The following is a 26606-nucleotide window of genomic DNA, read 5'->3' on the forward strand; positions in this document are numbered from 1 at the left end:
TAAACGCATCATACATAGCATTTTCCTCCTTGTCAAGTAATCAACAAATATTTTATTTTGAGATTGTGCGCACTCATAGTTATTACAATTTGGTAAATACACTGATGAACAAGGAGGCTTCTAGACAAAAAAGACTGAGCACACAGCCCAGTCCCTATCTTTTTCTATTCCCTTTAATAGATGACCGCTTCTTTCTGCATTTCTAAAGGATAAATATTCATCTCATCTAGCTTCTTCCACAAAGGCTCCATCGCTTCTTCTGGATCCCGGTAAAATACATTCCCTCGAATACGCCAAAACTTCCAACCTACTCGTTCTAAAATGCGTTGTCGTTCTTGATCAGCTTCCCATTGAACCAGTCCATGCCACTTGTCACCATCGCATTCCACCGCTAATCGATTGCGCGTCCCTTCGATAACAAGGTCAATCCGCTTGCCTATGCTTCCAACTTGAACTTGTGGGATCACGCGATATCCTCTTGCAACGATTAAGCGATAGACATCTTTTTCGAAAGCAGATTCAAATGGATGCTCTAACTCTTTGATTGCTGTATGAGTTCGCTTCGGGTATAAACAGTAATTGAGAAGATGATATCTCATACATTGTGGGTTTAAATCATCTAATAGAACCGTGTGAAACAAGATCATCTGATCTCTCGCTCGACTTGCAGCAACGTTAAAACGACGTCGGTCTGACTCTTTGTTCAATGTCCCTATCGACATATTTGGAGCTGCTACCATGGATAGAAAGATAATATCTCTCTCATCACCTTGAAATCGGTATGCATCTCCACAAATTATTTTGCGCTTTATCATTTCACTTTCGCCTAGTTTTTCTCTCAGCATATCCTCGATTAGTTGAGCTTGGTCATAGCCTTGAAGAGAAATGACTCCCATTGTTTTTCCATCATACTTCTTATCATTACAACAGTTCACGAGATATTGAACTAATTTTTCCGCTTCTGGTTCGTTTCGTGCTTTTGTCGATTCTTTTCGGTACCCTTCTTGGACATGCACGGTCAATACAGGAGGATTAAATATCTCCCCTGCTAAAGGTAAGCGTAAAGGGTCCATTTTTCCGCCATACATAAGATCATTGCTAAATTGAATGATTTCTGGGACACAACGAAAATGTTCTTTTAAAATAACTTTACTATTGGTAAAAATTCTACTTGCAGTATCATAAAGACTGGTGGATAACTCAAATTGATCCGCTTGTGGAACATCCCTCAAATAGCGTTTCATCAGTTCATGATTTTGTGATCGATCCAAACCAACCGTTTCTGGGCTTATTTGGTTATCATCCCCGACAATAACTGCTTTCTTCGCGCGTAACAATGCACTCAAAGAAAATAAATTGCTTTGACTGCTCTCGTCCACTATCACGACATCAAATAGTTCATCTGTCAATTCTATGTTTTCCACTACACGTTGAATAGGCATAATCCAAACAGGAATTGCATCCCTGCATTGTTTCATTTCCCTACTTGCACTTTTGCGATATTTTGAAGCAAATTTACCTGTTCCCTTTCCAAGCTTTTTCATCATTTGCATCCAAGTAGTGAGGCTTCTTTTTTGCTGATCAGTCGTGCGCTCTATTTGTGCTTTCCATGTTTGTTCTGCAACTAATTTCCCGATTAAATTGGCTTCTTTTCGCTTTTCTAGTTGCAATTGTTCTTCCAGTTCCTCAACCGATTTGCGTCCCTTCAACTCTTGCAGCCAGTAATTTAATTGGCTCCAAATCCATGCTTTGTCTAAGTCATCTGGTGGCAATAAATGAGGTTTGCCAATTTGTTGACCTGTAAATTGTTCGCACCACTTTGGACAGACTTCTCTCAATTTCCTGATTAATTTTTGGAGATACTCATAATCAGGTTGAATTTTTTCCAATCGGGATATTTCCCTGCATGTCTCTTCCCAAAGCTTCACATTTTTCTTTTCACTAGCTTTATACAGAGAGCTCCATAAGTGATGAGCATCTGTATCTTCTTTTCTTTGCTGTAAATAGGAAGAAAGTTTCATAAAAAACAAATCCAACTCTTTGAGTTGATAGAAAGCATCTAACATCAAAAGCCCATGATGAAAATGTTCGAACCATACAGGACTATTCCAATCTACTTCCAGAATCTCCAAAGTTTGAATAAATGGAACTAGTGGTGCAACTACATTTATATCCCATCGCATAATCACTTGTATTTGATCTAATGTATCAGATATATCTCTAGCCCATCTCCTATTATCTACTTTTATAGTAGGACCATTTATCGATTCCATTATACGATTCCACTTCAATATAAACTTATATCTTAGTTGATTACATGTGAGGTGCAATTTAATCAATTCAAAATGTTCCATTGTTTTAGCAGGAATTTGATCGATAAAACAACCTTTGAAGAGATAGGCATATTTTTTTCCTATTGTTGTTTGATACATCCAACCAGTACTTTTATTTTGCTGTATTCGTTTGATCACAACTTCTATATCATCCAGCATTTTCCGTTCTGGATGATCAGGGGTCTGAATGTCATATTCTAATAGCGGTTTTTCTAGATCATTCAACAGTTGCAGCTGCTCTTTGCATTCTTCGTGAAACCGGCTCCACTCATTACTATCGGTAACTTCATGTAAAAGAGTAGCTTTCCAAGGCTCCTTTGATATCTTCTGAAGCAAATTTACATATTTTTTCGTCTGCTGAATGGACGATTTTAATGGTAATTTGAATTGTTTCGGAATGTTCCATCCCTCTAAGTAGTGTTTGCCTGCATGTAGTTGTTGTTCTATTTCTATGTACTTGTTTACTTTATCCTTAAAAACATAATTCGTAGGTAATTTCTCGAGATTTGGTCTTTTTAAATGCAATATTTCATGATCTTCTTTTGAAATGCTAGTCAATAAACGATAGAACTCTTTTAGTTCCTCTTTTGTGAATGGAAATCTAGTTCCTGGTACAATGGAATCTGGAAGCCAAGAGTGGGTTTGATATTCTTTTACCCATTTCGCTGCGTCAACTGGCTTAAATAACACTCCAGCAATCCACTTCTCCTCATTATCCATTTTGGCAGCTCTATTTAACTCTGTTTGTATACGAGCTATTTGCCTACGAGTATGATCCATCTCTAGTTGGTATTGTTCAATATTACTTTTCAAAGTGGAGATATTTTTCCTCTCCAAGTTCTCTGCAATCGAGCGAATAGAGTTTTCCATCTCTTTTACCGATTTGCTATCTCCACCTAAGACACTTACACATAAATCTCTTACCTCTTCTGGAATTTTATCTTTTAAAACTTCCAATGCCCGTTCTTTCTCACTCGTCACCAATACTCTTTTTCCATTGGCTAATAAATGACAAATCAGGTTTGCAATCGTATGGCTTTTCCCTGTACCAGGTGGCCCCTGAACCACAACCCCAGAATTCTTAGCTAACTTCTGGACAATTTCTTTTTGTTCTTGATTAGCTGCTAATGGGAAAAGCAAATTTTCGTCTGTACCTTTCCATTCCGTGTGATACAAATCTTCTGATTCACTCATATAGCTGTCATCTAAAGTAACCAGTCTTTTTATCCCTTGAGGAATAGGATAGTTTTGTTCTATTTTACTCCCTATATTTTGAAACTCATCATCCCAAATCCTCCCGCCTGTTTTCCTTAAAAAGATTGCAGGACTAATCGTAATTTTAAGATCAGGAGTTATCTTTTTTGCAGGTGACCAATCTTCGATAAATTCTCCTTCTGAACTTAACATATTTGCTATCTGCTTTAGCAAAATCGTTACAGATCCGATATTTTTTGGGTCCAAGTTCGCTACATCTAATTCTTGTGCCTTTGTTATGTTTGGAATATCCAGATGAGACAGCATGTCTGTTTCAATGTGGGTCCCTTTACTTGTCGACTTTAGGCTAAACATACCTTTTTCTGCATGAAAATGAAGTTCTAAGGGAGTTACCAATAAATGCCTTTGGATATCAATGTCGTCTTTTTGCCACGTTAACAGACCTTGTCCCCATACAATCTCCCATGTATCTCCTTCATCTTGTAAACGGTTATACAACATAAACATTTCATCGTAAAATTTCTTTGCAGCCTGCTTTGCTTTTGCTTCTTCTGACCAAGGCTTCCACTCTTCTGATAACCACCGCCTAAATGCTTCGATTCTCTTTTTAACATTTGTAAATTGTTCATAAACAGATTCTTCGCTGTTCTTTTTTCTTAAAATCTGTGTGATTGGTTCTGGTTGAAGCTCTGGATTATCCCAACTCGAAACCCAATTATGCAAAACAATCGGTAAATCCGGGACTTTTGGAATACTAGGTCTGTTGACGATAACCCATTGATCTTCTTCAAGTCTTTCATCGTTGATCCATATGTCCTCCACACTCTCTAATTCATCTTGCCACCAGTTCTTTTCAAATTCGGAAACTTTCCGTTGAATACTGTAATTCATTTTTTTGAGTTCCCGTAAATATTTAAAAACTTGATTTACTTTTGTCTGAATCGAATTCATAAAAAAATCCTCCAAATAATTATGAGATGAATAAGGGAATTTGTGCTTGTTATAAATGAATATACATATAAATCTAATTATATAGAAATTTGAATGAAAAACTAAACTATATATCCATATATATTCCTATCTATATATAGAAAAATAAAAGACAGAAACCAAATACTGTTTCTGTCTTAAATCGCCTGTTTCTCTGGATGATGTGTCTCATAGAAATTACGGTTATCAAAATAATTCCCAGATTTCGCCCACGTAGGATCACAAGGGATAGTTTTGTTTTCATCCTTCAAATAAACAACATTCCACGCATGTGGACCTCCACTACCATCTGGAAGTACGGCTTCTCCTAGCTCTTGTTTTATCTCTAATCCCACTGCTTTTCCCATCGCCACCATCAACGCAGAGTAATCGGAGCAGATTCCTTTTTTCGTTTGAAAAGTTGGGATTGCGCCGTATGTGAGGGATCGGTAGTTTCCTGATTGAATCGCATAAGCTTTGTTATCGTCATAGGTGATATTTGCCCCAATCCATTTATATAAACGATATGCTTTTTCTCGATCATTCTTGGCTCCTTTTACGATAGACCGAGCCTTTGCATTAATCTGCTCATTGGAATCAAACCTCGTCTGCCATGTCCAAAAGCTTTTACTATCTTTCGGTCCATACTTTGCTGCTTCTTGGCTAATTTGATGAAACCAATTTCCTGTTTGTTGCCCTAATACCGGCAATTGTTTGCTCCAGTCACTCGCAAGGAGCGGTTTGATAACCTTCTTATCTGTCCACTGGTAAACAAAGCTGCTATCTGCCATCTTGGAGAAATCGGAGGAAGATAAAAATGGTAAACCAATATGGACTACTAATAGAAAAATCAACGTTTGCAAAACTGCTTTTGGAACTTTTAAAACTAATGTCAGTACTCTACTTAATCCTTTTGGGATACGCTCTGTCCATCTCCCTATATGATGAACACTACTGGTGAGTAAGTGAATCACAGGTCCTGCAAGTAGTCGTAAAAGCCAAGACAGGAGTAAGGCACAAATCGGAACTGCTACTGCCCAAGCAAAAATACTAGCTTTTAGGTGTTGTTGAAGCCAATATAATTGGGGGATTTCTAGGTTGCTATTCATAACTAAACTACGCAATACCCAAAAGGTAATCCCATAGGAAATAAGCCATAGAATAGAGGAGCAAATGGAGTAAATCGTATATCTTAAATGATCCAATTCATCGGGTAAACCTCTCCACAAACCTATAAGCAGAGGGCTGATAAGCAAAAACAATGCAATAATTGTTATCCAATTGATATCCAATTGGTTGTCCCTCCCTATCTGTTTCACTCTTTTCTAGTTTAATCAGGAAACAGAAAAAGATCTACAAAACTCTCTCCATCACGAAACAGCTAAATACTTCCATTTTGTATCACTTTAACACTACATGACATAGATGAACATGCATGAATATGTTGTGTCTTCTCTCTTTAGAGAGATATAATAAAAATGCCCTATTTCATGAACTGGAGGACAGATGTCTAACTGGAAGCTGGGAATTCCCGAAGTTGTCTGGCCCGAAAATGAGGCCCATGTGCATTATGCGGGTAACTATGGAGCTCTTCGCTCCCATGAGCAAGTGCGTATTGTCATTGAGCCCGAAGGTAATCCTTTCAAGTGGGAGAAGAGCATCATCCGCTGTACAGGGATGTATGTTTCTCTCAGTCACTACGTAAGTGATCGCGAAGAACAGTATGTCTCGTTCACGCTTCATGCTGGACAGACATTCTCTCTTAAGGAAGGGGACACCTTCTTCCAGATCATCACCAATGGCAAGGAAGATCAATTTGACTTCTTCTGTCGTCACAAGGTATTTGTTCCTGGGAGAGAGAAGCTGAAGAGTCTCGTCAAGCAAATCGAAAGCGAGCACATCTGCTGATAACCCAGTTGAAAAGACCGGACTCCTTGTAGAGTCCGGTCGCTGCATATATATTATATTCTAGCAAAATGAACTTATATCTTTTTCATACTCGAATACCCATTTCTTACAATTTCTTCAATGAATTCCCCATTTACCATATACTCTGATCCTGTCACAAAAGATGCTTGATCAGAAGCAAGAAATGCGATTACAGTTGCAACTTCTTCTGGTTTTCCCAATCATTCTAACGGTAGTTGACACACATTTTTAGCAAAGTGTTCGATTGCTGCTTCTTTCTCCATGTTATATTGATCAGCCAATCCATCTGCAAATCCACCGTATTGATCTCTTGACAACTCCACACGGCTAAAGCCATGGAATTCTTGGGTAATCCTTGGTACTCCGCCCCACGGTAAGTTATCTTCTACCTTCTTGCAAAATGTTTTTGGCTGCATTGATATCTCGGTCATGGTGTTCCCTGCAATTGGGGCATGTCCATGTTCGTAGCTTCAGTTGCTTCACTCTTTATTTCGATTATAGATCATATGTTTGCATTTATCGAGGATATCCAAAAAAATGCCCGCTGCGAGAGGACACAAAGTTAACTCTCGTCTGACGCTCGTTTGCATCCACGATTAAAACCGTGGGTTTTCTCGCTCGCTATGATCATATGAGGAAGAGCAGCACGAGTAACCCGTTCCATACTCATGAAGTTGGTATTCATCACATATCCCAATCCTCATCACTCACTGGAGCAATTCCTACGTTATTTACCAAAATGTCAATCTGACCAAATGTAGCCATAGCTGTCTGAATTAGAGTATCCGGCCCTTTTGGTGTACTCAAATCAATGAATGTGGCAATGAGATTGTCCGATGAAACTGCTTCTAATTGATCAATCCGACGTCTTACCCCTACTACTCTTGCTCCTTCTTTAAGAGAAGTTTGGTTGTTTCGAGTCCAATACCTGTATTTTTCCAGTCACTACTACCACTATTCCCTCTAAATGCAAAGCCATTGTAATCATCCTTTTTTTATATTTCTTAAAATGCTATCTATCATCAGAAAGCAATCGGTTTTTTAACTGAGTGATATAAAATCATATGTACTAAATAATTAGTGTAAAGGTATTAAAATTTGATCTGGATTTAACGTCAATATTGTTTAATATATTAGTTTATTGGTAATTTAGATGTTTGAGCTACTAATGAATATATGCTATGATTCTTTCATGAGAAAACCATATCAACCATCCATAAACGATATTAAGTTGACTACTGTCCTCCATTCACTTAGCGACCCTAGGCGATTTCAAATCGTCAAGAGCCTCCAAGAGAATAAGGAACAAAACTGTGCGGTGTACCATGATTTGATGCCCAAATCAACTTTGACTCATCACTTGAAAGTTCTTAGAGAGGCAGGTGTAGCGAAAGTAAGGATAGAAGGCACACAGCACTTTTATTCTTTGCGATTAGAAGAGCTGGAACAATTATTTCCTGGACTGATGCCAGCGATTTTACAAGTTAAATCTGAGTTAATCGAGTAAAGACTCCCAATCGGGAGTCTTTTCGTATGATAAGATCGTACAGTTACAAGTAAACGGAATGATCATTTATATATAATGGATTGCAGTACCAGAACGAGCAATCATTTGGTAGAAATAATTCTGTTCATAAAATAAACCAGTTCATTCATCTATTGGTTTAAACATATTTTGAAGCTGGCAGAGACAAATCTCGTATCACATATAAAGCTATGGTAAGACAAGGGGAGTAATCACAATCAAATGAATTGGTTATTACTTTTGACAGCATGATTCACTTAGCGACATTTATTTATCATTTATATTTCTACATTATTTACGCATAGTGCCCGACAGAGAAGTTCTCCCTCGGGCACACGACACTTGCAGCGCACTGGGGGAATCAGGGGAAACAGAGAATTACCTCTTCACCCCGATCATCTCCAACAGACCGTCCTCACGAAGGTAGAGCTGGTTGAAGTATCCTTCAAATGCGAGGTTGACGATCTCCCAGTAGCTACCTTCCTCTTCCACTCGCCGGGTGATCCTGCATCCGGCGAACCTTATCTGGATGTTGGACTCCATCACAGAGAGGGAAAGAAACTTTCCGAAGATCGAGCGAGCCGTTACCGAACCATCTTCTTCGACACTGAAGGTTGTGTTGAAGTAACGATATTCGATCACCTTGGCGAGAACCTTGCCAAAGTTGCCGTAACACAGCTCCGCCTTCTCACAGAGGTTCTTCGGGTTGTTTGATCCGACCACACCGTAGTTGCTACCACCGACTCGGACCTTTTTGGCGATGGCAGTACCGTAGTTGGTACTACAAATGCCAACGAATTCGGAAGCAGTTACCGGGGTGTCTGCTTTGTTGTCACCCTCGATGACACAACGCTCATCCATCTTCCTGATCCCTTCACCCAACTAGCCACAAATTGTCGTGTGACTAGAAACTGATCGTTTCTACTAAGATCAGTATATATTAACCCAAGGTAAAAAACGATTTAGAAATATTTTCACAAATGGCTTTCGTTTTGCTTGAATGGATAAATTTCAATGATTTGTTATTCGCCATCATTGTTCTTTCCTTATGTATTAGTTCTGTGGTCTTGGATACTTTTTGAATTAACTCTTTGTGTGCCAAAGAATGAAGGTAAATGACCATGGAATAGCTTGAAAAGATGCTGGGTTTTTCGATCCGTTCTATATGCTATAACGGAAAGGATTCTTCTTCGTATAGGTCAGTAGCTCTTACTCTTCTAATTTTTATTCATAAACTAGAAAGAAAAATGAACCTGACAGGCGGTGATGAGTGTTGCTAAAGGAGATAAGTAAAATAGACAATGCGAAAATCCTCTCTAGAAACAGATATGTTGCCTCTCATATTCCTGAGTATCACTTTCTATCGAGGGCGAGTCTACGATCGATGCTAAACAAATACCATACTGTCTATTTAAAACCAAATAACTCTTGCCAAGGAAAAGGTGTGATTCGTATTGATCGAAGATCGAAACATTACCTTGTAAAGCCAAGAGACCGAAATAAAACGTACCGGCTTGCGACTATAGACAGCTTAATGCATTGTATTCAACAAGAAAAAATGAAACGTCCCTATTTAATCCAACGAGGCATCGATAGTTATACGAATAAAGGACGATTATTTGATATTCGCTCACATTTGCTGCGAATCAATGGAAATTGGGAATTAGGTGCTATTATCGGGCGCGTTGCCACAAAACGTGGAGTAACTACAAATGCATACAGCGGAGGAACCCCTGTCCCTATTCGACCTCTGTTAGCTGATCATTTGGGATTAGATGAGAAACAACAAGAAATTTATATCGATGAATTAACCGAACTGTCGTTACAAGCAACAAAAACGTTTGGGAAGGCTTTTCCGAAGTGGACAGAGTTTGGATTAGACATTGGTATCGACAAAAAAGGAAAATTATGGATTTATGAGATCAATATCAAACCGGGAATGTATGTATTCCGCAAGGATCGACCCTCTCATCAACGAATCATGCAGATGAAGAAATTAAAATCATAGAAGATAACAGCATCAGTGGCAATACCTGTGATAAGTATTGCCACTGAGTTGTATCAGCGTATATTTGATCCTAAAGCGCGAAGAAACAGTTCAAAGTCCTTCTTATTTCCCGTTCGCATAGTTTTCGGGACCCTCATCTAGCATAGCGAGAGCCTTTTCATTTTCGGCAAGATGTTTCGTCTCATTTCGAGTCTGGATTCTTGCCATAAAATCATGGATCGCAAGGATAGGGACTGATCAAAAAGCTTCTTTACCTCCATCAATGCAGGTCTGTAAATGATCCATGCAGCAGATCGACCCATACTAGTCACAATTCCTCATAAACTCATCCATCCCAAAATGATTCATGGAAATTCCATGTAGCCAGTAGCTTTTTGAAACCGGCTGGATGAGCTTGTATCCTTATTTATTGTACTCCTCCACTGAAAAAAGGAAAATGTTTCTTTCTATCTTTCTGCTCGATCATAGGCTATAGGAGTTTCCATCATCTTTTTCACTTCTGCTGGTTGATGGGTCTTCCCCAATACCCACATTAATTTAGCTACGATCGCTTCTGTGTTCATATTTCTCGTATGAATAATACTTTTTTCTACGATTTTTCGTCCAACTTCATATAAATGTAAATCTTCTCCTTCTTCTAAGCATTGCGTTGTGATAACTACTGCAATTCCTGCATCAAGCAGCTTCTCGATTTTAGGCAAAAGATTACGACCGAGAATCGGGATACCTCCACTTCCAAAGCTCTCAATAATAACTCCTTTGTAATGATGGTGAAGGGGATAATCTAATATGTCTGGATGAAACCCAGGATATATTTTCACGACTAGCACATTCGTACAAAGGGAAGTGTCACATACTAACGGCTGATTGTCGTTTATTGGTTTTTCGAATGGATATGTCACTTGGGTTCCATCTACATAACCAATATAAGGGTGATTGATGCTTTCAAATGCATCATAACTTTTTGTCTTCACCTTCACCGCTCGTGTGCCTTGAATTACCCTACCATCAAAGACAACAAACACACCATTTATCTCTTCACAGGCAAATCGAATTGCATCTTGCAAATTTCGTTTTGCATCCGTTGGCTCAAAGCTCATTGGAACCTGCGAACCTGTTAAAACAATCGGTTTACTCCCCTTTTGCAACAAATACGACAGAGCAGCAGAAGTATACGCCATTGTATCCGTACCATGTGTGATCACAAAGCCATCATACTGTGCATAATGATCACGAATTGCCTCTGCGATGATAATCCATGATTCTGGTTGCATATTGGTACTGTCGATATTCATCAAGAGCTTGCTATCTAGTTGGTAAAGCGGGGGAATTTTGTCTACGAAGGAAAGTAATTCATCTGGTTCCATACTAGGAGCCAATCCCATATCTCCTTGGAGCGATGCAATTGTTCCACCTGTTGCAAGCAATAATAGCTTTTTCTTCAAACCTGATCCCTCCTCTTTACCTATGTACGAAAATTGTTGCTTTCATGTTTATCATTAATCTTTCTGTTCAAGCTCTGAATATACAATATCTTGCATTCGACCAAATAAAAAAATTGAGAACCAATTTGGTAACTCAAATCCATTTTTCCACAAAGTTCAGACCATATTTTCCTTTAAAACGAAGTTTTCTAGTTTTCCAAGCGCTTTATGCATAAGTTCCGATGTTCTTGCAATATGCAAGAATTTTACTTTCTGTTTCATTCTCTTCAAAAAGCTTCTTTTTCAAATTTATCTTTTTCTCATCATTTAAGCCGATCAGGAATCCCAGTTGATCCATCAGTATATTCATCATTTTTCTTTGTTGATAGGAAGTGTTTTGCTCACTCCCATTTGCCATCCTTGACTCTACTTGGTCAAACCTATTTGGAATAGCACGCATTTTTCACTTCTTCACTGCTGCAATCGCTTCGATTTCGACAAGAAACTTAGGATGTGCTAAAGCATGAACGACCAAAACAGTTACTGCTGTTGGATGATTCCATCCTTCTATTTTTCTTGCTGCAAGAAATGCGTCTTGAATGGAATGACCTTGAACGATATAAATCGTTAGTTTAACTACATCTTTTGGAGTCGCATTTGCAGCAGACAGTGCTGTAGTGACATTACGCATAGCTTGTTCTGTTTGAGTACCTAAATCATCTCCAATAATTTTTCCATCCGTATTTACTGCATTTTGTCCACCTACATAGATGGTCTTTCCAGATCCTTCTACTGTTACTACTTGAGAAAAGGCAGGATTGCAATGAAGAGTTGTTGGGTTTACATGTGTAATTTTCATGGTCTGATTATAGCACTTTATTTTCAAATTGTAACCCTTTATAATGGTGTCATGTTGAAAAAAAATAGCACTACACAAAAACCTTGGTCTGAAAGAATGCTGTTTGTTTCTGGGAGAATAAGCTTGGATTTGGCACATACAGGTGGGAAAGGAGCAGCAAAGGCATTTGAACGTCTCCATACTCCAGAGTCGTTGGCAACGTGGTTTGCAGAGAGTGATCTTCAGCTGCATGGAGTAAAAGTAAATCAATCCGATCTCAGCCTTGCTTATGATTTACGCGAAGCAATCTGGAACATAGCCAATGACATACGAGAAGAAAATACAGTCGAAAAAAAGTATGTAGAAATCATTAATGATATAGCTGCTTATCCTACATTAATTTCATCATTGAGTTTGGATGGAAAAAATCAAGATTGGGTTGTTCCTATAAAAGCGAAATCTATTTTATCGATGATTGCACGTGACGCAATTAAACTTTTCGCGGATAAAAAAATACAAATTCAGCAATGCTCCAACCCAACTTGCCCTCTTCTTTTTGTCGATACCTCCCGACCGAAAAAACGCAGGTGGTGTTCAATGGAACGATGTGGAAATATAACCAAAGTATCTCGATACCGAAAGAAAGATCGCTGAAATAACAAAAATGCTTAGAGACTCTACTCTAAGCATTTTTTCACATCATTATATAGGTTACATTGCTAGTGGATATCCCGCTTTTTAAAGCTTTCTCCCCTGACTTCATGAATATTACCGATTGCGAGAAAAGCTGCTGGATCGATATCTTCGACAATTGCCTTCAGTTTTGCTTCTTCTAGACGAGTAACCACACAAAAGATCACTTTTTTATTGTCTCCTGTGTAAGCTCCTTCGCCTTTTAGATACGTTACACCACGTCCTAAACGATTTAAGATCGTTTCTCCTAATTCCTCGGACTTTTCACTGATGATCCAGATAGATTTGGTTTCCTCAAATCCTTCAATCGTAATATCAATCATTTTGAAAGCAATAAAATAAGCGATTAACGAATACATCGCACGATCCCAACCGAACACAAATCCCGCACTTCCAAGGATAAAAAGGTTGAAAAACATGACAGTCTGACCTACTGAAAAGGGAATGCTTTTATTAAACATAATAGCAAGGATTTCAGTTCCATCCAGTGATCCTCCATAACGAATGACTAAGCCAACTCCGACTCCCAATATGATTCCACCAAATACAGCAGCTAATAACGGATCTTCTGTCAATGGTGGAACAGGATGCAACCAAGCAGTTCCGATCGACATCACGATAACACCAAACAAGGTGGAAATAGCAAATGTTTTCCCAATCTGTTTATATCCCAGAAAGAAAAACGGCAAGTTAAGAATAAATAAGAAAATTCCTAAACTCCATCCCGAAAGGTGAGATGCCATGATAGAGATACCAACAATTCCACCATCGATAACTTGGTTCGGCACTAAGAAAATCTCCAGACCAATTGCTACCAGCATTGCTCCCAGTAAAATCAATGTTCCCCGTTTCAATAACTTTGTGGTTGTTAATTTTTTATGACTTGTTTTTTCAATTGTAGATACAGCTTCTCCCACAACGCATTCCTCCTTATTTTCTCGTCTGATAGTTAATAGGCTGCTACAAGAAGACACATGCTTTGGCTGAAAGGGAAAGAAAACGTTTCCAAATAATCTGAGTACAGGGAGGAAAGCAAATAAGAGAATAATGATTGCTTAGGAAGATGGATGTCCCTTCCCCTCTATCCATTTCAATTTTTCTTTTAATTGTTCTCTATTTATAGGAGTATACTTTGCAGCAGCTTGGATAACAGGTGCGCCCTGCTTCGTCACATGTCCTAAGTAATAGGCGATTTCTTCTAAACTCCATCCTGCTTTTCTTGCCCGATGAGCAAAATCCTGACGCAACTCGTGAAAGGTAATATCGTGTATGAGCTCCCATTCTGCTTTGGTAGCTTTCTTTTTCAAACTAGCAAACCAGCGATGAATTCCATTTTCCGTCAGGTGTCCTGATTTTTGTGAGAGGAATACAAAGTCACTCTTTTTGAACTTCCTCTCTTCACTTCCTAAATATTGGTATAACGGTTTACGCACTTTGTTTAGCAGATCAATATCACGTTTTTTGCCACTCTTATTGCCAACGGTAATCCATCCCGATTTCGGATCTAGATGACAGTCTTCCACTTGAAGCCAAGACACATCACACACACGACATCCTGCCCAATATCCCAAAGCAAAGATAGCTTCTCCTCGAAGATTTTGTTGTCTTTCTACAAGGGTTTTCAATACATGCCGCTGATCATCAGATAACTCCCTTGGGGTAAACACAGCTTGCGGAGGGACAGGGACATCATGTGCTGGATTTTCAGACAACAACTGCTTTTCTTGAATAAGCCAATTTGCAAATCGACTTATCGCTGCTCGTACTTTGTTTTGATGAGCAGAACTATAACCTTTGTCCTTCAGATGAGCGAGAAACAATTCTACTGTTGTACGAGATAATTGTTGTACCAAAAAATTCCCTTCATCTCCTGAACATTCTCCCAACCACTGGACAAACTGTCGAAGGATTCGCATATATGCATCAACCGTCTGATCACTTTTGGAACGGATCAAATATTGCTCGTATTCATCCAAAAGATGAAGAGGTACCACTTTCATAACTTCCTTTCCTTTCCTTAAATTCTGCTGCGTTTATTTCATTATCATAATTCCATCTAAATCAGAATGAATGAATGTCTCATTTGCTTGTTTTTATTATACCATAAAACGCAACGGAAATAAAATTCCGTTGCGTTTTTTCATTCAGCAGATATTACCAATTGTAAACGTTTTGCTATCTTATCCTTATTCCATCTCCATATTAAATTTGGACTACTTATTACAATAAAGGAAACAGTATGATTAACTTAAAGGGTTGGTTGGCAAATTAAAAAACATGACCAGCATTAGCAAGTCGAGTTTAAAAATGTGTTTTATGCCTATTACAAGTGAGTATCCCTCACCTTTTATTTTTATGGAGTGATCCCCTAGGTCCTTCTATTTGAATATTGATTCAGCGACGAAATTTAGGCATGTATATTTAATTCTTTCAAATATTAATTATATTTAAATACGAAATCAATTGTCCTACTAGGATAGAAGAGGCAGTGACGTATCAAGTTTACGGAAGAAGGAATCGACATCTTGTCTCTTCCATGCAAATGTCTTTGTTTTCTTATATTTATTCGCATTTTTATGAGAAGATTGACTCTATCATAAAAAAATCTTTGCTACTAGGTACCGTATTTTCATAAGCTCCCTCAAAAAAAATGGAATCTGCTTCTAAACAAGCGTGATAAATGCTTTCTTGTACTGCTTTTGCGGCAGCATTCCCTATTTTATCCACCTGTGCATTTGGCCAATTTGGGTTATCGATGTTTGTTTTCATCTCTTCTGTTGAAAAAACAAAAATAACATCCCCATCAATCGAGGTGTGAACAGGATGAATCGCCCGTACATGTCCATGTGAGGCGAGATGAGCAACACGTTCGTAGTTTTCACATGTATGTAGATCTACATTGATACCCACGATAGAGATAGTTGTATTCATGTTGTTAGATGTTGTGAACTCTATGACTTCTTCATAAGTGATAATCGGTTTGTCTTCTCCTCTATTCCCAGCGAGAATTCTCCCCTCAGGTAAAACAATATTCCCCACCGCATTTACTACAGATAATGCACAGACCACCACACCATTGCTCAAATCAACTCTCGCTGATCCAACTCCTGCTTTCATCGCTGGCATTTTGGTTCCATTCTCCAAATAATGAAACTTACCGACCGTTGTACCTGTGCCTGCACCAACATTGCCATTTTGAACAGGCAGATCACTTGCAGCATCATATGCTTCACGCCCAAAAGTAGCATCAAATTGATCAATCTGGGTTCCTAAATCAAATATAATCGCCCCACTGATACTTGGATTGATAATATTTGCGGAGCGGTCTCCTATCCCTTGCTCGATCATCCGCTCCATAATAGCAGAAGCACTCATTAATCCAGGTAAACAACCACCTGCTACAAACAAACCATGCCGTCGATAATACGATTTTCCTAGATGCAGGGTATCCGTGTTAAAGGTACTGGAAGCTCCTCCATAGGCTGTATATGCTACAGGATAATCTTGATCAAAGGTAACGACGGTACACCCTGTTAATTTGTCCAAATAAGTGGAATGCCCTACTTTTACTCCCATTAGTGCTGTTAGTGTATTGTTTTTGTTATCTACCATGATCCTTATTCCTCTCCTTTATGTTGGTTTTTTGACGCGTTAACAATACCATAAAAAAACCCTTCCCCTTAGAAGGTCCTTTCCGATCTATATGAAATAGTTCTTTTTTACGATGTCTGGATATACTTTTCATATATCCAGACTAAACTTTTGCTACTTCGTCAACATCATTGTCACTCTAACTGAAGTTCCCGGAACTGGCTGCGGTTTAAATTCAGGAAGTGGTTTGTATGTTTTTCTCTGGTTCTTCATAGGTTTTCCATCTGTTCTATTCAACCTATAATAATGAACCATTTCTGGTAAAATATACAAATTATGGATATATTTTCTTTCTCCATTATCTGTAGTCAATTCTCCCCAATGAATAGACGTAATGTTTTCTTCCTTCACCAGTTCAAAATCATCAGGAAGTCCATTAATCGAGATTCCAGGGAATTTCTTGAGATCAAAGTAGAACTTAGCCATGATAAACTCCTAAAAAAGAGGGAAACTGTCAATTTCCATTTTATCAATTTAAATCAAATTCTTCCATATTTCCGATTTAGTCATTATCCTTTGCTTCTACTCTTTTGAACATACACCATATGAGCTTATACAATAAGAAAAAGCCTCCCTATAAGGAAAGCTCTCTTATCATCTTTATCTAACCTCCAAATCACAATCCCATAGTCTTTCAAAGTTACTTATCCGAGTTTTTGTTTGCTATTTCAGCACTTGTTTTGCAATACTTCTTTTCAGTTCTACTTCATTGATCGGTTTGATCCGGCTGTATCTTCGTAGAATGGAGGAGTGTGTCGTCAGTTCATCACCTGTAAAAATAGCGGAAAGTGCATGTCTGGCTGATTGATCGATTTTTTCTCTCGCATCATAAGCAAAAGCGAGGGTTAAATCTTCTTTGGGTTTATCAGGATGTTTTTTGGTTCGTAAGAAAGCACTTTCCAGTGCAAACAGCAGAGTGACGATATCTGCCAAGTCTCGGAGGATCTCCTGCTCACGATCGATTTTTTGCTGATATTTATCTACAGCAGTCCCCGCAACAAGCAAGAAAATCTTTTTACTGTTTTGGACTACTTTCTCAACTAAATCAAGAGTATTTGTCTGATTAGTTAATGTGGGGGTATAGTTCATGATCTCTTTATGCAAATCGCTCACTGCTGCCATCAAAGGTATTTGCCCAGATAAAGCTTTCTTTAGGAGTGTACTTGGTATCAACAAGCGATTGATTTCATTGGTTCCTTCAAAAATGCGATTGATCCTCGAGTCACGATACATGTTTTCAATTTCATATTCTTGCATAAAGCCATACCCACCATGAATCTGAACGCCTTCGTCCACTACATAGTCCAATGTTTCGGAACCAAATACTTTTGCGAGGGAGCACTCTATCGCCCATTCGTGAATCGATTTGGCTACTCCTTCGCCATCTGATTGCTCGATGCTGCTCAATCCTTGTTCAAACAACCCAGCGATCCGATAGACCATGCTCTCTAAGACAAAGGTTTGAATCTGCATATTGGCTAATTTCTCGCGAATAAGGGCAAAGGCAGCGATCGGAACTCCAAATTGTTTGCGCTCTAGGGCATACTGTTTGGAGATTTCGACTGCCCGTTTGGCAGAGCCAAGTGTACCCGCGGCTAGTTTAAAACGACCGAGATTTAAAATATTAAATGCAATGCGATGACCTTTGCCAATCTCCCCGAGTACATTTTCCACAGGTACCTCTGCATCTTGCAAGATGAGTGTTCTTGTAGAGGAACCTTTAATCCCCATTTTCTTTTCTTCTGCTCCAGTGGACACTCCAGGGAAATCTCGCTCTACGATAAATGCGGTAAATTTATCTCCATCCACTTTGGTATAGACGATAAACACATCCGCAAAAGCAGAGTTGGTAATCCATTGTTTTTCCCCATTTAAAATATAGTGTGTTCCTGCTTTGTTTAAAACTGCTGTTGTTTTCGCGCCTAAAGCATCTGAGCCTGAACCTGGTTCGGTGAGTGCATAAGCAGAAAGCTTTTTTCCACTTGCTAGATCGGGTAGGTACTTCTGTTTCTGCCCCTCTGTACCAAAAAACACAATGGGCAGAGTGCCTATACCAACATGGGCCCCATGCGAAAGCGCAAAGGAGCGTGCCAATGCCATTTTTTCCGTAATCAAAGTAGAACTGATCTTATCTAATCCAAGCCCATCAAATGCTTCTGGTACATCTGCGCCAAGTAACCCGAGTTCTCCTGCTTCTTTTAGCAGCCGAACCGTATGTGAAAAATCATGTTCTTCGATCTCTGGAAGTACTGGCCACACTTGCTCTTTGACGAATTCTTCTGTCATTTTTGCCACCATACGCATCTCTTCAGTAAAATCCTCTGGTGTAAATACATCCGCCGGTACTGCCTGCGAAACGAGAAAAGAACCTCCTTTACCCATCTTTCACCCTCCTATACTCGCTCAAATAATCCAGCCGCACCCATTCCTCCACCAATACACATCGTCACAAGTCCATATTTCTTTTTCTCTCGAATACATTCATGCAACACCGACACTGTCAATTTGGTTCCTGTACATCCTAACGGGTGCCCCAGTGCAATTGCTCCACCATTCACATTTACTTTCGTCTCCTCTAAATCTAACTCTCGAATAATCGCCACCGATTGAGAAGCAAAAGCTTCATTCAGTTCAATCCGATCGATCTCATCTATTGTTACACCGCTTTGTTTTAGCAACTTTGGTATCGCTTGAATGGGACCAATGCCCATCACTTCTGGTTCCACCCCTGCTACTGTAAATCCTCTAAATATTGCTAGAGGTTGTAACCCAAGCTCTTCCGCTTTTTGTCGACTCATCACGATAACAGCTGCTGCCCCATCACTCGTCTGTGAAGAATTACCTGCGGTTACTGTTCCATTTACTTGAAAGACAGGACGAAGCTTTGCCAATATCTCTAAAGAAGTATCTAGCCGCACTCCTTCATCTTCATGAAACAATCTTCTACTCGCTGTCGGCTCTCCGCTTTCTGTTTCTGTCCACTCTGTTACTTCTAGTGGAATAATCTCCTGTTTAAACTTTTTCTCTTGTAAGGCCTTTGCTGCTTTCTGATGACTCATATAAGCAAAGTGGTCTTGCATATCCCTCGTAATCTGATAACGTCTTGCTACTTCTTCGGCTGTATGTCCCATGGATAAATAGGATTCTGGATGATGATCCATGAGGTAAGGGTTTGGGGATGGTCGAGATCCACCCATGGGAACCATACTCATACTCTCTACTCCGCCTGCAATAATGATATCAGCGGAACCACACATAATTCGCTCAGAAGCTAGTGCGATGGATTGAAGACCAGACGAACAATAACGGTTGATGGTCATCGCTGGGATTTCTACTGGTAAACCAGCACGTAAACTAATCGTTCTCGCAAAATTCATCCCTTGCTCTCCTTCAGGGAAAGCACAGCCGATGATGATATCATCTATTTCTTTTGGATCGATTTGTGGAAACTCTTTGAGCAATCCTTTTAAAACCAAAGCACCAAAATCATCTGGTCGTGTATGGCGCAAAGCTCCCCTTGATGCCTTTCCTACCGCAGAACGTTTTGCTGCAACAATTACTGCCTCCCGCATAATACTTCCCTCCTCAATTGCGAAGCGGTTTTCCTGTGCGTAACATGTGAGCCATCCGAGCTTGCGTTTTTGGCTCTCCAATCAGGCTTAAAAATGCTTCTCTCTCCAAATCGAGTAAATAAGCAGGATCCACTAACGTATCTTCTGGAACTTCCCCGCCAGCTAATACATAAGCAAGTTTAGTAGCAATTTTATAATCATGCTCAGAAATATAACCTGATTTAAGAAATTGATAAGCACCCAACTTCATCGTATTTGCCCCATTACTACCCAACACAGGAATTTTGATTGGATTAGGTGCTTGATAGTTGCTACGATCGAGGTGAAGAACCGCTTGTTTGGCATCATGCAGTAAAAAATCTCGATTCATCGTAATGCCGTCTTGCTGTCGCAGATAGGTATAACTTTTAGCTTCTAAACCACTTGTAGATACCTTTGCTTGCCCGATGTTTTCAAATGCTTTGTGCACAAAGGGTTCGATAACCCGTGCACGAGCTCTATTGGTCTGTTGATCAATTCGTAATAATAATTCCTTACATCCTCCACCTGCTGGGATCAATCCAACACCAACTTCAACCAAACCCATATATGTTTCAGCAGATGCTTGTATCTGATCCGCTGGTAAACACATTTCTACGCCTCCTCCTAGTGTTAAGCCATGAGGAGCCGCTACTACGGGACGAGGACAGGTTCGCAATGAACCTAATGTCGATTGAAACCGCCTGATCATCAGATCAATAGCATCATAATCTTCGTCTTCTACAAACATGAGCATCATCAGTAAATTTGCACCGACCGAAAAATTGCTGCCTGTACCTGTTAGTACTAATCCTCGATAATTGCTAGCTACTTCGGAAACAGCATAGTCAAGCATCTCAAGTGCATCGTTGCCGATCGCTTGTTTTGGTGAATGAAAGAGAAAACATGCCACATCGTCTCCTATATCAAAGAGACTTGCACCTTGATTTCCTTTGATTTTTCCAGGTGATTGAAAAGTAAGGGGAATGATCCTTGGATGCTCCATGATGGGTTTGTAAGCTCTGTCGTCTAATGTAAGAAAGCGATCTTGCTCATAAAAAGAAGTTTTCCCATCTGCCAAGCTTTTTTCAATCCAAGCAGGTATGGTTTCTCCTTCTTTTTTCATTCGTTCTATAGTATTTTCTAATCCTAGTTGATCCCACAGTTCAAATGGACCAAGATCCCAATTGAATCCCCATCTCATAGCACGATCAATATCCAAAATCTGATGAGCGATGACAGGAGCATAAGTGGCTGTGTAGAGTAGCGTTTTCTTTGTGATATACCAAAGGAAATGACCGATATCATGATCTATCTGAAAAATAGCCTGTAGCCTAGCCGCTAGATTTTTTTCTCTTTTGATCTGCTCTAACTCAGGAATTTTTAGCTTTTTTCTATCATGGTACTCCCACGATTGTAAGTCTAGCGCTTGGATAACATTTTTATTTTTGCGGTAAAACCCTTTTTTTGTTTTTTCGCCTAGAGCACCTTCATCGATTAGTTTTTGGATGGCAACAGGTGTTTGAAATGCTGTGATCTCTGCTTGATCACTGGAATGCTCACGAACATTTTTCACTACATGCGCATACGTATCTAAACCCACAAGATCAAGCGTACGAAAAGTGGCACTTTTAGGTCTACCGAGTAAAGGACCTGTTAGTTCATCCACCATTGCCGGTGAAAAAGGCCATTTTTCCATGGCTTGAAAAATAACTTGAATTCCATATGTTCCAATACGATTTGCAATAAAATTGGGAGTATCACGACCAATGACAACACCTTTGCCTAAACGCTCTTCTGCAAATTGTTGAACCTCTTGGGTGATAGCAGGAAGGGTATGCTTGGTTGGAATGAGTTCGAGAAGTTTCATGTACCTAGGTGGATTAAAGAAGTGTGTTCCTAAAAAATGTTGTTGAAAAGAAGTCGACCTATCGTTTATGATTTTATGGACAGATATACCAGAAGTATTTGAACTTAAAATTGATTTTCCGTTCCATACTTGTTCCACTTTGGCAAGCAATTGTTGTTTGATCGACTCATCCTCCACAACTGCTTCGATAATCCAATCTACTTCTGCTAATTTGTGAAAATCATCTTCAAAATTTCCAATATGAATAGATGAAACTAACGAAGAAGAAAAAAGGGGAAGCGGCTTTTCTCGAAGAAGTGATTCTTTGGCGTTTGCTGCTAAAATATTTCGATTTAACTCGTTTTCTGGCACACGATCAAACAAATATGTGGTAAGACCTGCATTTGCAAAGTGAGCTGCAATCGCACGACCCATCACACCCGCGCCAAGGACTGCGACTTGCTTTATCTCTATCATCTCTCATAGCTCCTTCCGTTTATCCGAACTTACATCTCGGTTAAGGAAAAAATAGCTACATCACTTTATTATTTCGCTACATTTAGAAATAGTCAATATTTTTTAAAAAGTTATCTATTAACATTTGTCAATTGAATGTTAACCTTTGATAGAGGGTGTGTTCTTTTACCACCCCAGATCGTTTTTTCCTATTCCTATTAAATATTGTATACATGGGATCATTATGCTTAAGGGGAATGTATGATGGGAAAGTGGATTTCACGTTTTTTCCTAGTCGGTTCGTTTTTTTTAGCTTGTTACGTCATTTACAGCTTTTTTGAAATGGGATATGGTGTAAACGCTACAAGTATTTCTGATGGGCAGCTCCATAAAGTAAAAGATACTCGAGCATTTGGACTAACCAAACTTCGTATTCCAGAGGAATCTCTTAAGAACAAACCAGTCTCCGTTTACTATGTTCCACATCCAGATGATGAGGTATTGACCTATGGTGTACCAATTCGCAATGATCTAAATGCTGGGAAAGTGGTATATTTAATCCTATTTACTCATGGAGAAGGCTCAGCGATTATCACCAAATTAAATAAAATGGTTTCCCCCAAAAAAATTACCGCCAGAGAATTAGGAACGTCACGTGTGAGAGAATTTTTATTTGCCGCTGATGCTTTGGGTGTTGATAGTGCTCATCGAGATGTATATGCTCCAAGCAAGACGGGTTTGAAGAAGAATCTTCTTAAGCAGGTTGCCTTATATTTTGAAAGCTTGTCAAACGATGTCACCCATAATGGAATGAGTCAAAATGACGTTTTACAAGAGCACTCCATGACCGGTAAAGTGATCAATAAGTTGTACAAAGAAGGTAAAATTAAAAAGAAAAGAACTTTTGCTTCCATCTTTATGTCTCGTATTTCCAAAAAACCACTGAAAGGAAAAGAGATCAGACTAGATAACGCAGAAGATGAGCATTATATCAATTCGGCAATTATGATATATAATAAGTGGGATCCAGAAAACGGATGGTATGCTTGTGGCTATATAAGTGTAAAAGGACAGTTTGATTCATTAAACACAAATAAATATTCGATACAAACACCAAAATAAAAATAACCAGAAATTCTGGTTATTTTTTATTAAATATAAAAGCAAATAACAATCCACCTACAGCCAGTACCAAGATACCAGTTGATTGCAAGCCATTATCTTTTATTAATTTTTGTATGGATGATATCCCATTACTCGCAATATTATTGGTTGTACCACTGTTATGATAAAACCAGTAGATACCAAACACGATTGCAGCAAAAAAGAGAAGAGCTATCAAAAATCCTCCCACTTGCTTGCCACTAAAACTTCTTGAATATCTACTTTTACCTTTTTTTATTGGTTTTGCCATTGATATCCCTCGCTTCGCACCAAAGTCCAGTTAAAAAAAGTGTATTCTATGCGAGTGATCTATTCAATAACAAATCAAAACATTTATATTATCCTATTAATCCTTTTGTATGGTGCTCAATAAAGGAACGTATTGTTTTTATTGCCTTTTCGACTGATGCTAAATCAGTTTCATAGAAGGTGAAACGTCCTTTCTTTTCATCTAGGTCCAGTTCATCTGCGATAGCACCCATCAGACCATGCGTTTTTTTATCTAATTCAAACCAGCCCGTAATTTGTTGGTCTGCGAGCTTCGTTGCATACGAAAATACAATTTCATCAAATTGACCACGTAACCATGAAGTTGGACGAAACTGTATAATTTGCATGGCATCGTGCCGTCTGCCAGTATAACCTTCTGCATAATGCACAAAACCGAGTTCTTCAAACCCATTTAGAAAATTTTGCAGCATTCCAGATGGTAGAACATGGATAGGATCTCGATCTTTTGCATCTACACCTTGGTCGATATCAAGATCGGTTTCAAAATAATAATGTGTGTGGATGGAGCTAACAGGCAACCCTTCTGGACACACAAAAGAAAAAGGGTATTCGAAATGGGATCCTGGTTCAAGAACAAGCTTTTCATTTGTAATAGGTATGGTGATGATTCTTTCAGAGACATGCTGTTGATGATCTCCACTCGTGTAGCGAGAAGAAAGCATAAGTTCTACTTTTAAACCATCTGTAACCTGCTCTGTATCTCCACCCAACACGAAAATTTTCCCTGTTACGCGTTGTCCCATCCTAACGACATCTTGATCCAGTTCCAAATTTACTTTTGCTGATCCAAAACCAATTGATGCTAAAAACTTTTTCAACATGCTGCTATCCCTCCTGATACTATTGTATCAGAGAAATGAGCCAATGAGTTCGATTACATGATAAGTTGTATATACATTTCCATCTTTGGTACGAAATCCTTGATCATATGCTTTCATCCAATTATGCAACAAGTGATTATTATCGTTTGATAACTCTTTTTCGACACAATGGAAAAATCCAAATGCCGCAGCTACTTGAAAAACAGCTTGACTATTGTGATAATTTTTTCGAAATTGGTCTTCTTGGTATACTTCTAATTGTAATCCATCTTTACTGATATGCTTTTCCCAATAACTTTGAGGAGTAAAATAAGCAACTGGAAACTGTTCACTTATCGAGTTTTCAATCCAATTTAAACATGTATGCAATTCTAAAAACGTATCCGGTCCCAGAAAAGCACCGGCAATTATGCCTGTTTCTTGTAACAAAACTTGACTCAACTTAAAAAGCGCCTGTGTTTCTTTTTGAAACTGACAACTTGGTGAAATGATAATAATATCAAATTGATCAGGTATCCCATAACGATGCCGAGAAATAATTTGAACGATGTGTTGTTTCTTCCATGACAAAAAGATATCTGCTTCCATCTTGAGCAAAAAAAGATCAGAATCTGGATAGATATCTTTTAATAAGTCCGAAAACATCGGCTCTGTCACATAAATTTCCAATATAGATATAGCAAAAGGTCTTTTTTGTTTTACTTTATGTACAAGTCTAAAAGAGATTTTCTGGCATATGTCTATCTCTTGAAAAGAGGAGGGAGCTGATAGGAATGATGATATTCCGTACTCATGTTCTTGATTCACATCTGCACCTTTCTTTCTTTTCATCATTACCAACTTGCTTCTCTCTTTGGATAGAAAACTCCTTCTAATCGATGTAAATAATCCTGTTTTTTGGAACAAAAATGATTATATGTATGTAAAACATTGTTACTACCCTGTTGAGCAATTTACGAACATTTTCGCGATCAACTATTTATCTGGAATTATTTTTGTTTATGTTCGAGTTGAGTTAGTAGATATTTACAAATCAGAATAGAGATTGTCTGATTTTGTTATCTTACTCTTCGATGAATATTACCTAATTGGTAGTGAATTTCATATTTTTTAGGAAAGCATTCGGTTCTCTTCTATCTTGCCTATACAATTTAACTAATTATTTGTAAAATGAATATACAGATCGCCCTACCTGAAGGAGTAAAGCCAATCATGCACCCCGACACCACCTTCAAGCCCAGCCGACCTGCCGTTGAAGCGAACATCTCCATCAAGCAGGTTCCCAATTGCGAGAAGTGGGAAGTCGTAATCGACGAGATGCGGGTCACCGGCACGCTGCCACAAAACATCGTGGACAACCCCGATCCCAAGATCCGCTACTCCAAGGCCACCGAAATGGAACTGTTGGCCGATTTCCAAATTCAGCGGGCCATTGGAAAGTACCAGGAGCTGATCCGAAATGTAAAGCGAATGCTCAACAGCCTTGAGGTTATCGACGAGTACAGCCTCATCATCCCATTCGATGAAGCTCTGGGCCATGAAAGGATCAAGAGTGCAGATCCGATCCCCGATGACGTGTACAATGCTGCGCTGGCGAAGACCGAAGAAAAGTGGAAGCGTGCAGTGAACGAAGGAGATCAACTGGACTTCGTTCCGGTTACGGAAGCCGAGGCTGAAGCAGCTGTTGCTTACTTCAAGAGGGAGTTGGCCACCACGGTTCAAGCACCGATTGGTGAGGCTTTCTGGGCTGTCTGGCAGGAGTACGCAGTGACCGCATACTCCTCCTGACAAACTTCGGTTCCAGTAGAGTGATGACTCATCACCAGTTGTTGTCTCTCACTGGAACCGGA

Annotated in this window: 25 protein-coding genes; 6 read left to right on the plus strand and 19 right to left on the minus strand. The window is 39.1% G+C overall.

Annotated features, from left to right (window positions below; all coding sequences use genetic code 11):
* Window positions 1-173 precede the first annotated feature (173 nt).
* Both GSM42_RS09705 and GSM42_RS09710 read right to left on the minus strand, forming a co-directional pair.
* A complete protein-coding gene (locus tag GSM42_RS09705; protein WP_160801340.1) occupies window positions 174-4499 on the minus strand; it encodes an AAA domain-containing protein in 4326 nt (1441 codons plus the stop codon).
* 176 nt (window positions 4500-4675) lie between these two features.
* Window positions 4676-5809, minus strand: coding sequence for a transglutaminase-like domain-containing protein (locus tag GSM42_RS09710; protein ID WP_160801341.1), 1134 nt, complete (start codon window positions 5807-5809; stop codon window positions 4676-4678).
* Between the two features lie 214 nt (window positions 5810-6023).
* On the opposite strand from GSM42_RS09710, the gene GSM42_RS09715 reads away from it, so the two are divergent.
* Entirely contained in the window at window positions 6024-6425 is a 402-nt protein-coding gene (locus tag GSM42_RS09715; RefSeq protein WP_160801342.1) for a hypothetical protein, read from the plus strand.
* A gap of 74 nt (window positions 6426-6499) precedes the next feature.
* Here the strand turns inward: GSM42_RS09715 and GSM42_RS21165 are convergent, their stop codons facing one another.
* The 3 genes from GSM42_RS21165 to GSM42_RS21355 form a co-directional block, all read right to left on the minus strand.
* A complete protein-coding gene (locus GSM42_RS21165) occupies window positions 6500-6646 on the minus strand; it encodes an SDR family oxidoreductase (RefSeq protein ID WP_202404869.1) in 147 nt (48 codons plus the stop codon).
* A gap of 178 nt (window positions 6647-6824) precedes the next feature.
* A complete protein-coding gene (locus tag GSM42_RS09725) occupies window positions 6825-6929 on the minus strand; it encodes a zinc ribbon domain-containing protein (protein ID WP_420820983.1) in 105 nt (34 codons plus the stop codon).
* Window positions 6930-7130: 201 nt separating this feature from the next.
* On the minus strand, window positions 7131-7388 hold the full coding sequence (locus tag GSM42_RS21355; RefSeq protein ID WP_160801394.1) for an SDR family NAD(P)-dependent oxidoreductase: 258 nt from the start codon (window positions 7386-7388) through the stop codon (window positions 7131-7133).
* A gap of 250 nt (window positions 7389-7638) precedes the next feature.
* On the opposite strand from GSM42_RS21355, the gene GSM42_RS09735 reads away from it, so the two are divergent.
* Window positions 7639-7953, plus strand: coding sequence for an ArsR/SmtB family transcription factor (locus tag GSM42_RS09735; protein WP_160801343.1), 315 nt, complete (start codon window positions 7639-7641; stop codon window positions 7951-7953).
* 396 nt (window positions 7954-8349) lie between these two features.
* On the opposite strand, the gene GSM42_RS09740 is transcribed toward GSM42_RS09735, so the two are convergent.
* The gene (locus GSM42_RS09740) at window positions 8350-8832 is read right to left on the minus strand and encodes a hypothetical protein (protein WP_160801344.1); all 483 of its coding nucleotides are present in this window, start codon (window positions 8830-8832) and stop codon (window positions 8350-8352) included.
* 409 nt (window positions 8833-9241) lie between these two features.
* On the opposite strand from GSM42_RS09740, the gene GSM42_RS09745 reads away from it, so the two are divergent.
* The gene (locus tag GSM42_RS09745; RefSeq protein WP_338055283.1) at window positions 9242-9979 is read left to right on the plus strand and encodes a YheC/YheD family protein; all 738 of its coding nucleotides are present in this window, start codon (window positions 9242-9244) and stop codon (window positions 9977-9979) included.
* Between the two features lie 446 nt (window positions 9980-10425).
* On the opposite strand, the gene GSM42_RS09750 is transcribed toward GSM42_RS09745, so the two are convergent.
* The 3 genes from GSM42_RS09750 to GSM42_RS09760 all read right to left on the minus strand — a co-directional run bounded on the left by GSM42_RS09750 (window position 10426) and on the right by GSM42_RS09760 (window position 12262).
* On the minus strand, window positions 10426-11424 hold the full coding sequence (locus GSM42_RS09750; protein WP_160801346.1) for an asparaginase: 999 nt from the start codon (window positions 11422-11424) through the stop codon (window positions 10426-10428).
* A 205-nt stretch (window positions 11425-11629) separates the two neighbouring features.
* Window positions 11630-11863: a hypothetical protein gene (locus GSM42_RS09755; RefSeq protein ID WP_160801347.1), complete on the minus strand. Its 234-nt coding sequence runs from the start codon at window positions 11861-11863 to the stop codon at window positions 11630-11632.
* Between the two features lie 3 nt (window positions 11864-11866).
* The gene (locus GSM42_RS09760; RefSeq protein ID WP_160801348.1) at window positions 11867-12262 is read right to left on the minus strand and encodes a RidA family protein; all 396 of its coding nucleotides are present in this window, start codon (window positions 12260-12262) and stop codon (window positions 11867-11869) included.
* 123 nt (window positions 12263-12385) lie between these two features.
* On the opposite strand from GSM42_RS09760, the gene GSM42_RS09765 reads away from it, so the two are divergent.
* Complete coding sequence (locus GSM42_RS09765) at window positions 12386-12895, plus strand: CGNR zinc finger domain-containing protein (protein ID WP_160801349.1); 510 nt, start codon at window positions 12386-12388, stop codon at window positions 12893-12895.
* Window positions 12896-12960: 65 nt separating this feature from the next.
* On the opposite strand, the gene GSM42_RS09770 is transcribed toward GSM42_RS09765, so the two are convergent.
* From GSM42_RS09770 to GSM42_RS09800, 7 genes are all read right to left on the minus strand, one after another.
* Window positions 12961-13830, minus strand: coding sequence for a YitT family protein (locus GSM42_RS09770; RefSeq protein ID WP_160801395.1), 870 nt, complete (start codon window positions 13828-13830; stop codon window positions 12961-12963).
* A 159-nt stretch (window positions 13831-13989) separates the two neighbouring features.
* Window positions 13990-14934 carry a tyrosine-type recombinase/integrase gene (locus GSM42_RS09775; RefSeq protein ID WP_160801350.1) on the minus strand — a complete coding sequence of 315 codons (945 nt, stop codon included), beginning with the start codon at window positions 14932-14934 and terminating at the stop codon, window positions 13990-13992.
* Window positions 14935-15508: 574 nt separating this feature from the next.
* On the minus strand, window positions 15509-16546 hold the full coding sequence (locus tag GSM42_RS09780; protein ID WP_160801351.1) for a P1 family peptidase: 1038 nt from the start codon (window positions 16544-16546) through the stop codon (window positions 15509-15511).
* A gap of 153 nt (window positions 16547-16699) precedes the next feature.
* A complete protein-coding gene (locus tag GSM42_RS09785) occupies window positions 16700-17011 on the minus strand; it encodes a hypothetical protein (RefSeq protein WP_160801352.1) in 312 nt (103 codons plus the stop codon).
* A gap of 237 nt (window positions 17012-17248) precedes the next feature.
* Window positions 17249-18967, minus strand: a complete 1719-nt coding sequence (locus tag GSM42_RS09790) for an acyl-CoA dehydrogenase family protein (protein ID WP_160801353.1) — start codon at window positions 18965-18967, stop codon at window positions 17249-17251.
* 11 nt (window positions 18968-18978) lie between these two features.
* The gene (locus GSM42_RS09795) at window positions 18979-20157 is read right to left on the minus strand and encodes an acetyl-CoA C-acyltransferase (RefSeq protein WP_160801354.1); all 1179 of its coding nucleotides are present in this window, start codon (window positions 20155-20157) and stop codon (window positions 18979-18981) included.
* Window positions 20158-20170: 13 nt separating this feature from the next.
* Window positions 20171-22501 carry a 3-hydroxyacyl-CoA dehydrogenase/enoyl-CoA hydratase family protein gene (locus GSM42_RS09800; RefSeq protein ID WP_160801355.1) on the minus strand — a complete coding sequence of 777 codons (2331 nt, stop codon included), beginning with the start codon at window positions 22499-22501 and terminating at the stop codon, window positions 20171-20173.
* A 240-nt stretch (window positions 22502-22741) separates the two neighbouring features.
* On the opposite strand from GSM42_RS09800, the gene GSM42_RS09805 reads away from it, so the two are divergent.
* Entirely contained in the window at window positions 22742-23602 is an 861-nt protein-coding gene (locus tag GSM42_RS09805; protein WP_160801356.1) for a PIG-L family deacetylase, read from the plus strand.
* A 19-nt stretch (window positions 23603-23621) separates the two neighbouring features.
* Here the strand turns inward: GSM42_RS09805 and GSM42_RS09810 are convergent, their stop codons facing one another.
* The 3 genes from GSM42_RS09810 to GSM42_RS09820 all read right to left on the minus strand — a co-directional run bounded on the left by GSM42_RS09810 (window position 23622) and on the right by GSM42_RS09820 (window position 25590).
* Window positions 23622-23894, minus strand: a complete 273-nt coding sequence (locus GSM42_RS09810; protein ID WP_160801357.1) for a hypothetical protein — start codon at window positions 23892-23894, stop codon at window positions 23622-23624.
* Between the two features lie 88 nt (window positions 23895-23982).
* Complete coding sequence (locus tag GSM42_RS09815; protein WP_160801358.1) at window positions 23983-24756, minus strand: sporulation protein; 774 nt, start codon at window positions 24754-24756, stop codon at window positions 23983-23985.
* Between the two features lie 27 nt (window positions 24757-24783).
* Window positions 24784-25590, minus strand: a complete 807-nt coding sequence (locus GSM42_RS09820) for a hypothetical protein (protein WP_160801359.1) — start codon at window positions 25588-25590, stop codon at window positions 24784-24786.
* 378 nt (window positions 25591-25968) lie between these two features.
* On the opposite strand from GSM42_RS09820, the gene GSM42_RS09825 reads away from it, so the two are divergent.
* Complete coding sequence (locus tag GSM42_RS09825; RefSeq protein ID WP_160801360.1) at window positions 25969-26544, plus strand: hypothetical protein; 576 nt, start codon at window positions 25969-25971, stop codon at window positions 26542-26544.
* Window positions 26545-26606: the final 62 nt, after the last annotated feature.

The sequence above is a fragment of the Shimazuella alba genome (assembly GCF_009831235.1).
Taxonomy (GTDB): Bacteria; Bacillota; Bacilli; order Thermoactinomycetales; family Thermoactinomycetaceae; genus Shimazuella; species Shimazuella alba.

Bases quoted from the DNA above. Each gene is read 5' to 3' on its own strand.
- GSM42_RS09715 (WP_160801342.1), top strand. From the start codon at position 6,024: ATGTCTAACTGGAAGCTGGGAATTCCCGAAGTTGTCTGGCCCGAAAAT.
- GSM42_RS09825 (WP_160801360.1), top strand. From the start codon at position 25,969: ATGCACCCCGACACCACCTTCAAGCCCAGCCGACCTGCCGTTGAAGCG.
- GSM42_RS09735 (WP_160801343.1), top strand. From the start codon at position 7,639: ATGAGAAAACCATATCAACCATCCATAAACGATATTAAGTTGACTACT.
- GSM42_RS09740 (WP_160801344.1), bottom strand. From the start codon at position 8,832: ATGGATGAGCGTTGTGTCATCGAGGGTGACAACAAAGCAGACACCCCG.
- GSM42_RS09810 (WP_160801357.1), bottom strand. From the start codon at position 23,894: ATGGCAAAACCAATAAAAAAAGGTAAAAGTAGATATTCAAGAAGTTTT.
- GSM42_RS09790 (WP_160801353.1), bottom strand. From the start codon at position 18,967: ATGGGTAAAGGAGGTTCTTTTCTCGTTTCGCAGGCAGTACCGGCGGAT.
- GSM42_RS09785 (WP_160801352.1), bottom strand. From the start codon at position 17,011: ATGGCTAAGTTCTACTTTGATCTCAAGAAATTCCCTGGAATCTCGATT.
- GSM42_RS09775 (WP_160801350.1), bottom strand. From the start codon at position 14,934: ATGAAAGTGGTACCTCTTCATCTTTTGGATGAATACGAGCAATATTTG.
- GSM42_RS09805 (WP_160801356.1), top strand. From the start codon at position 22,742: ATGATGGGAAAGTGGATTTCACGTTTTTTCCTAGTCGGTTCGTTTTTT.
- GSM42_RS09705 (WP_160801340.1), bottom strand. From the start codon at position 4,499: ATGAATTCGATTCAGACAAAAGTAAATCAAGTTTTTAAATATTTACGG.
- GSM42_RS09820 (WP_160801359.1), bottom strand. From the start codon at position 25,590: ATGATGAAAAGAAAGAAAGGTGCAGATGTGAATCAAGAACATGAGTAC.
- GSM42_RS09755 (WP_160801347.1), bottom strand. From the start codon at position 11,863: ATGCGTGCTATTCCAAATAGGTTTGACCAAGTAGAGTCAAGGATGGCA.
- GSM42_RS09760 (WP_160801348.1), bottom strand. From the start codon at position 12,262: ATGAAAATTACACATGTAAACCCAACAACTCTTCATTGCAATCCTGCC.
- GSM42_RS09780 (WP_160801351.1), bottom strand. From the start codon at position 16,546: ATGGTAGATAACAAAAACAATACACTAACAGCACTAATGGGAGTAAAA.
- GSM42_RS09795 (WP_160801354.1), bottom strand. From the start codon at position 20,157: ATGCGGGAGGCAGTAATTGTTGCAGCAAAACGTTCTGCGGTAGGAAAG.
- GSM42_RS09800 (WP_160801355.1), bottom strand. From the start codon at position 22,501: ATGATAGAGATAAAGCAAGTCGCAGTCCTTGGCGCGGGTGTGATGGGT.
- GSM42_RS09815 (WP_160801358.1), bottom strand. From the start codon at position 24,756: ATGTTGAAAAAGTTTTTAGCATCAATTGGTTTTGGATCAGCAAAAGTA.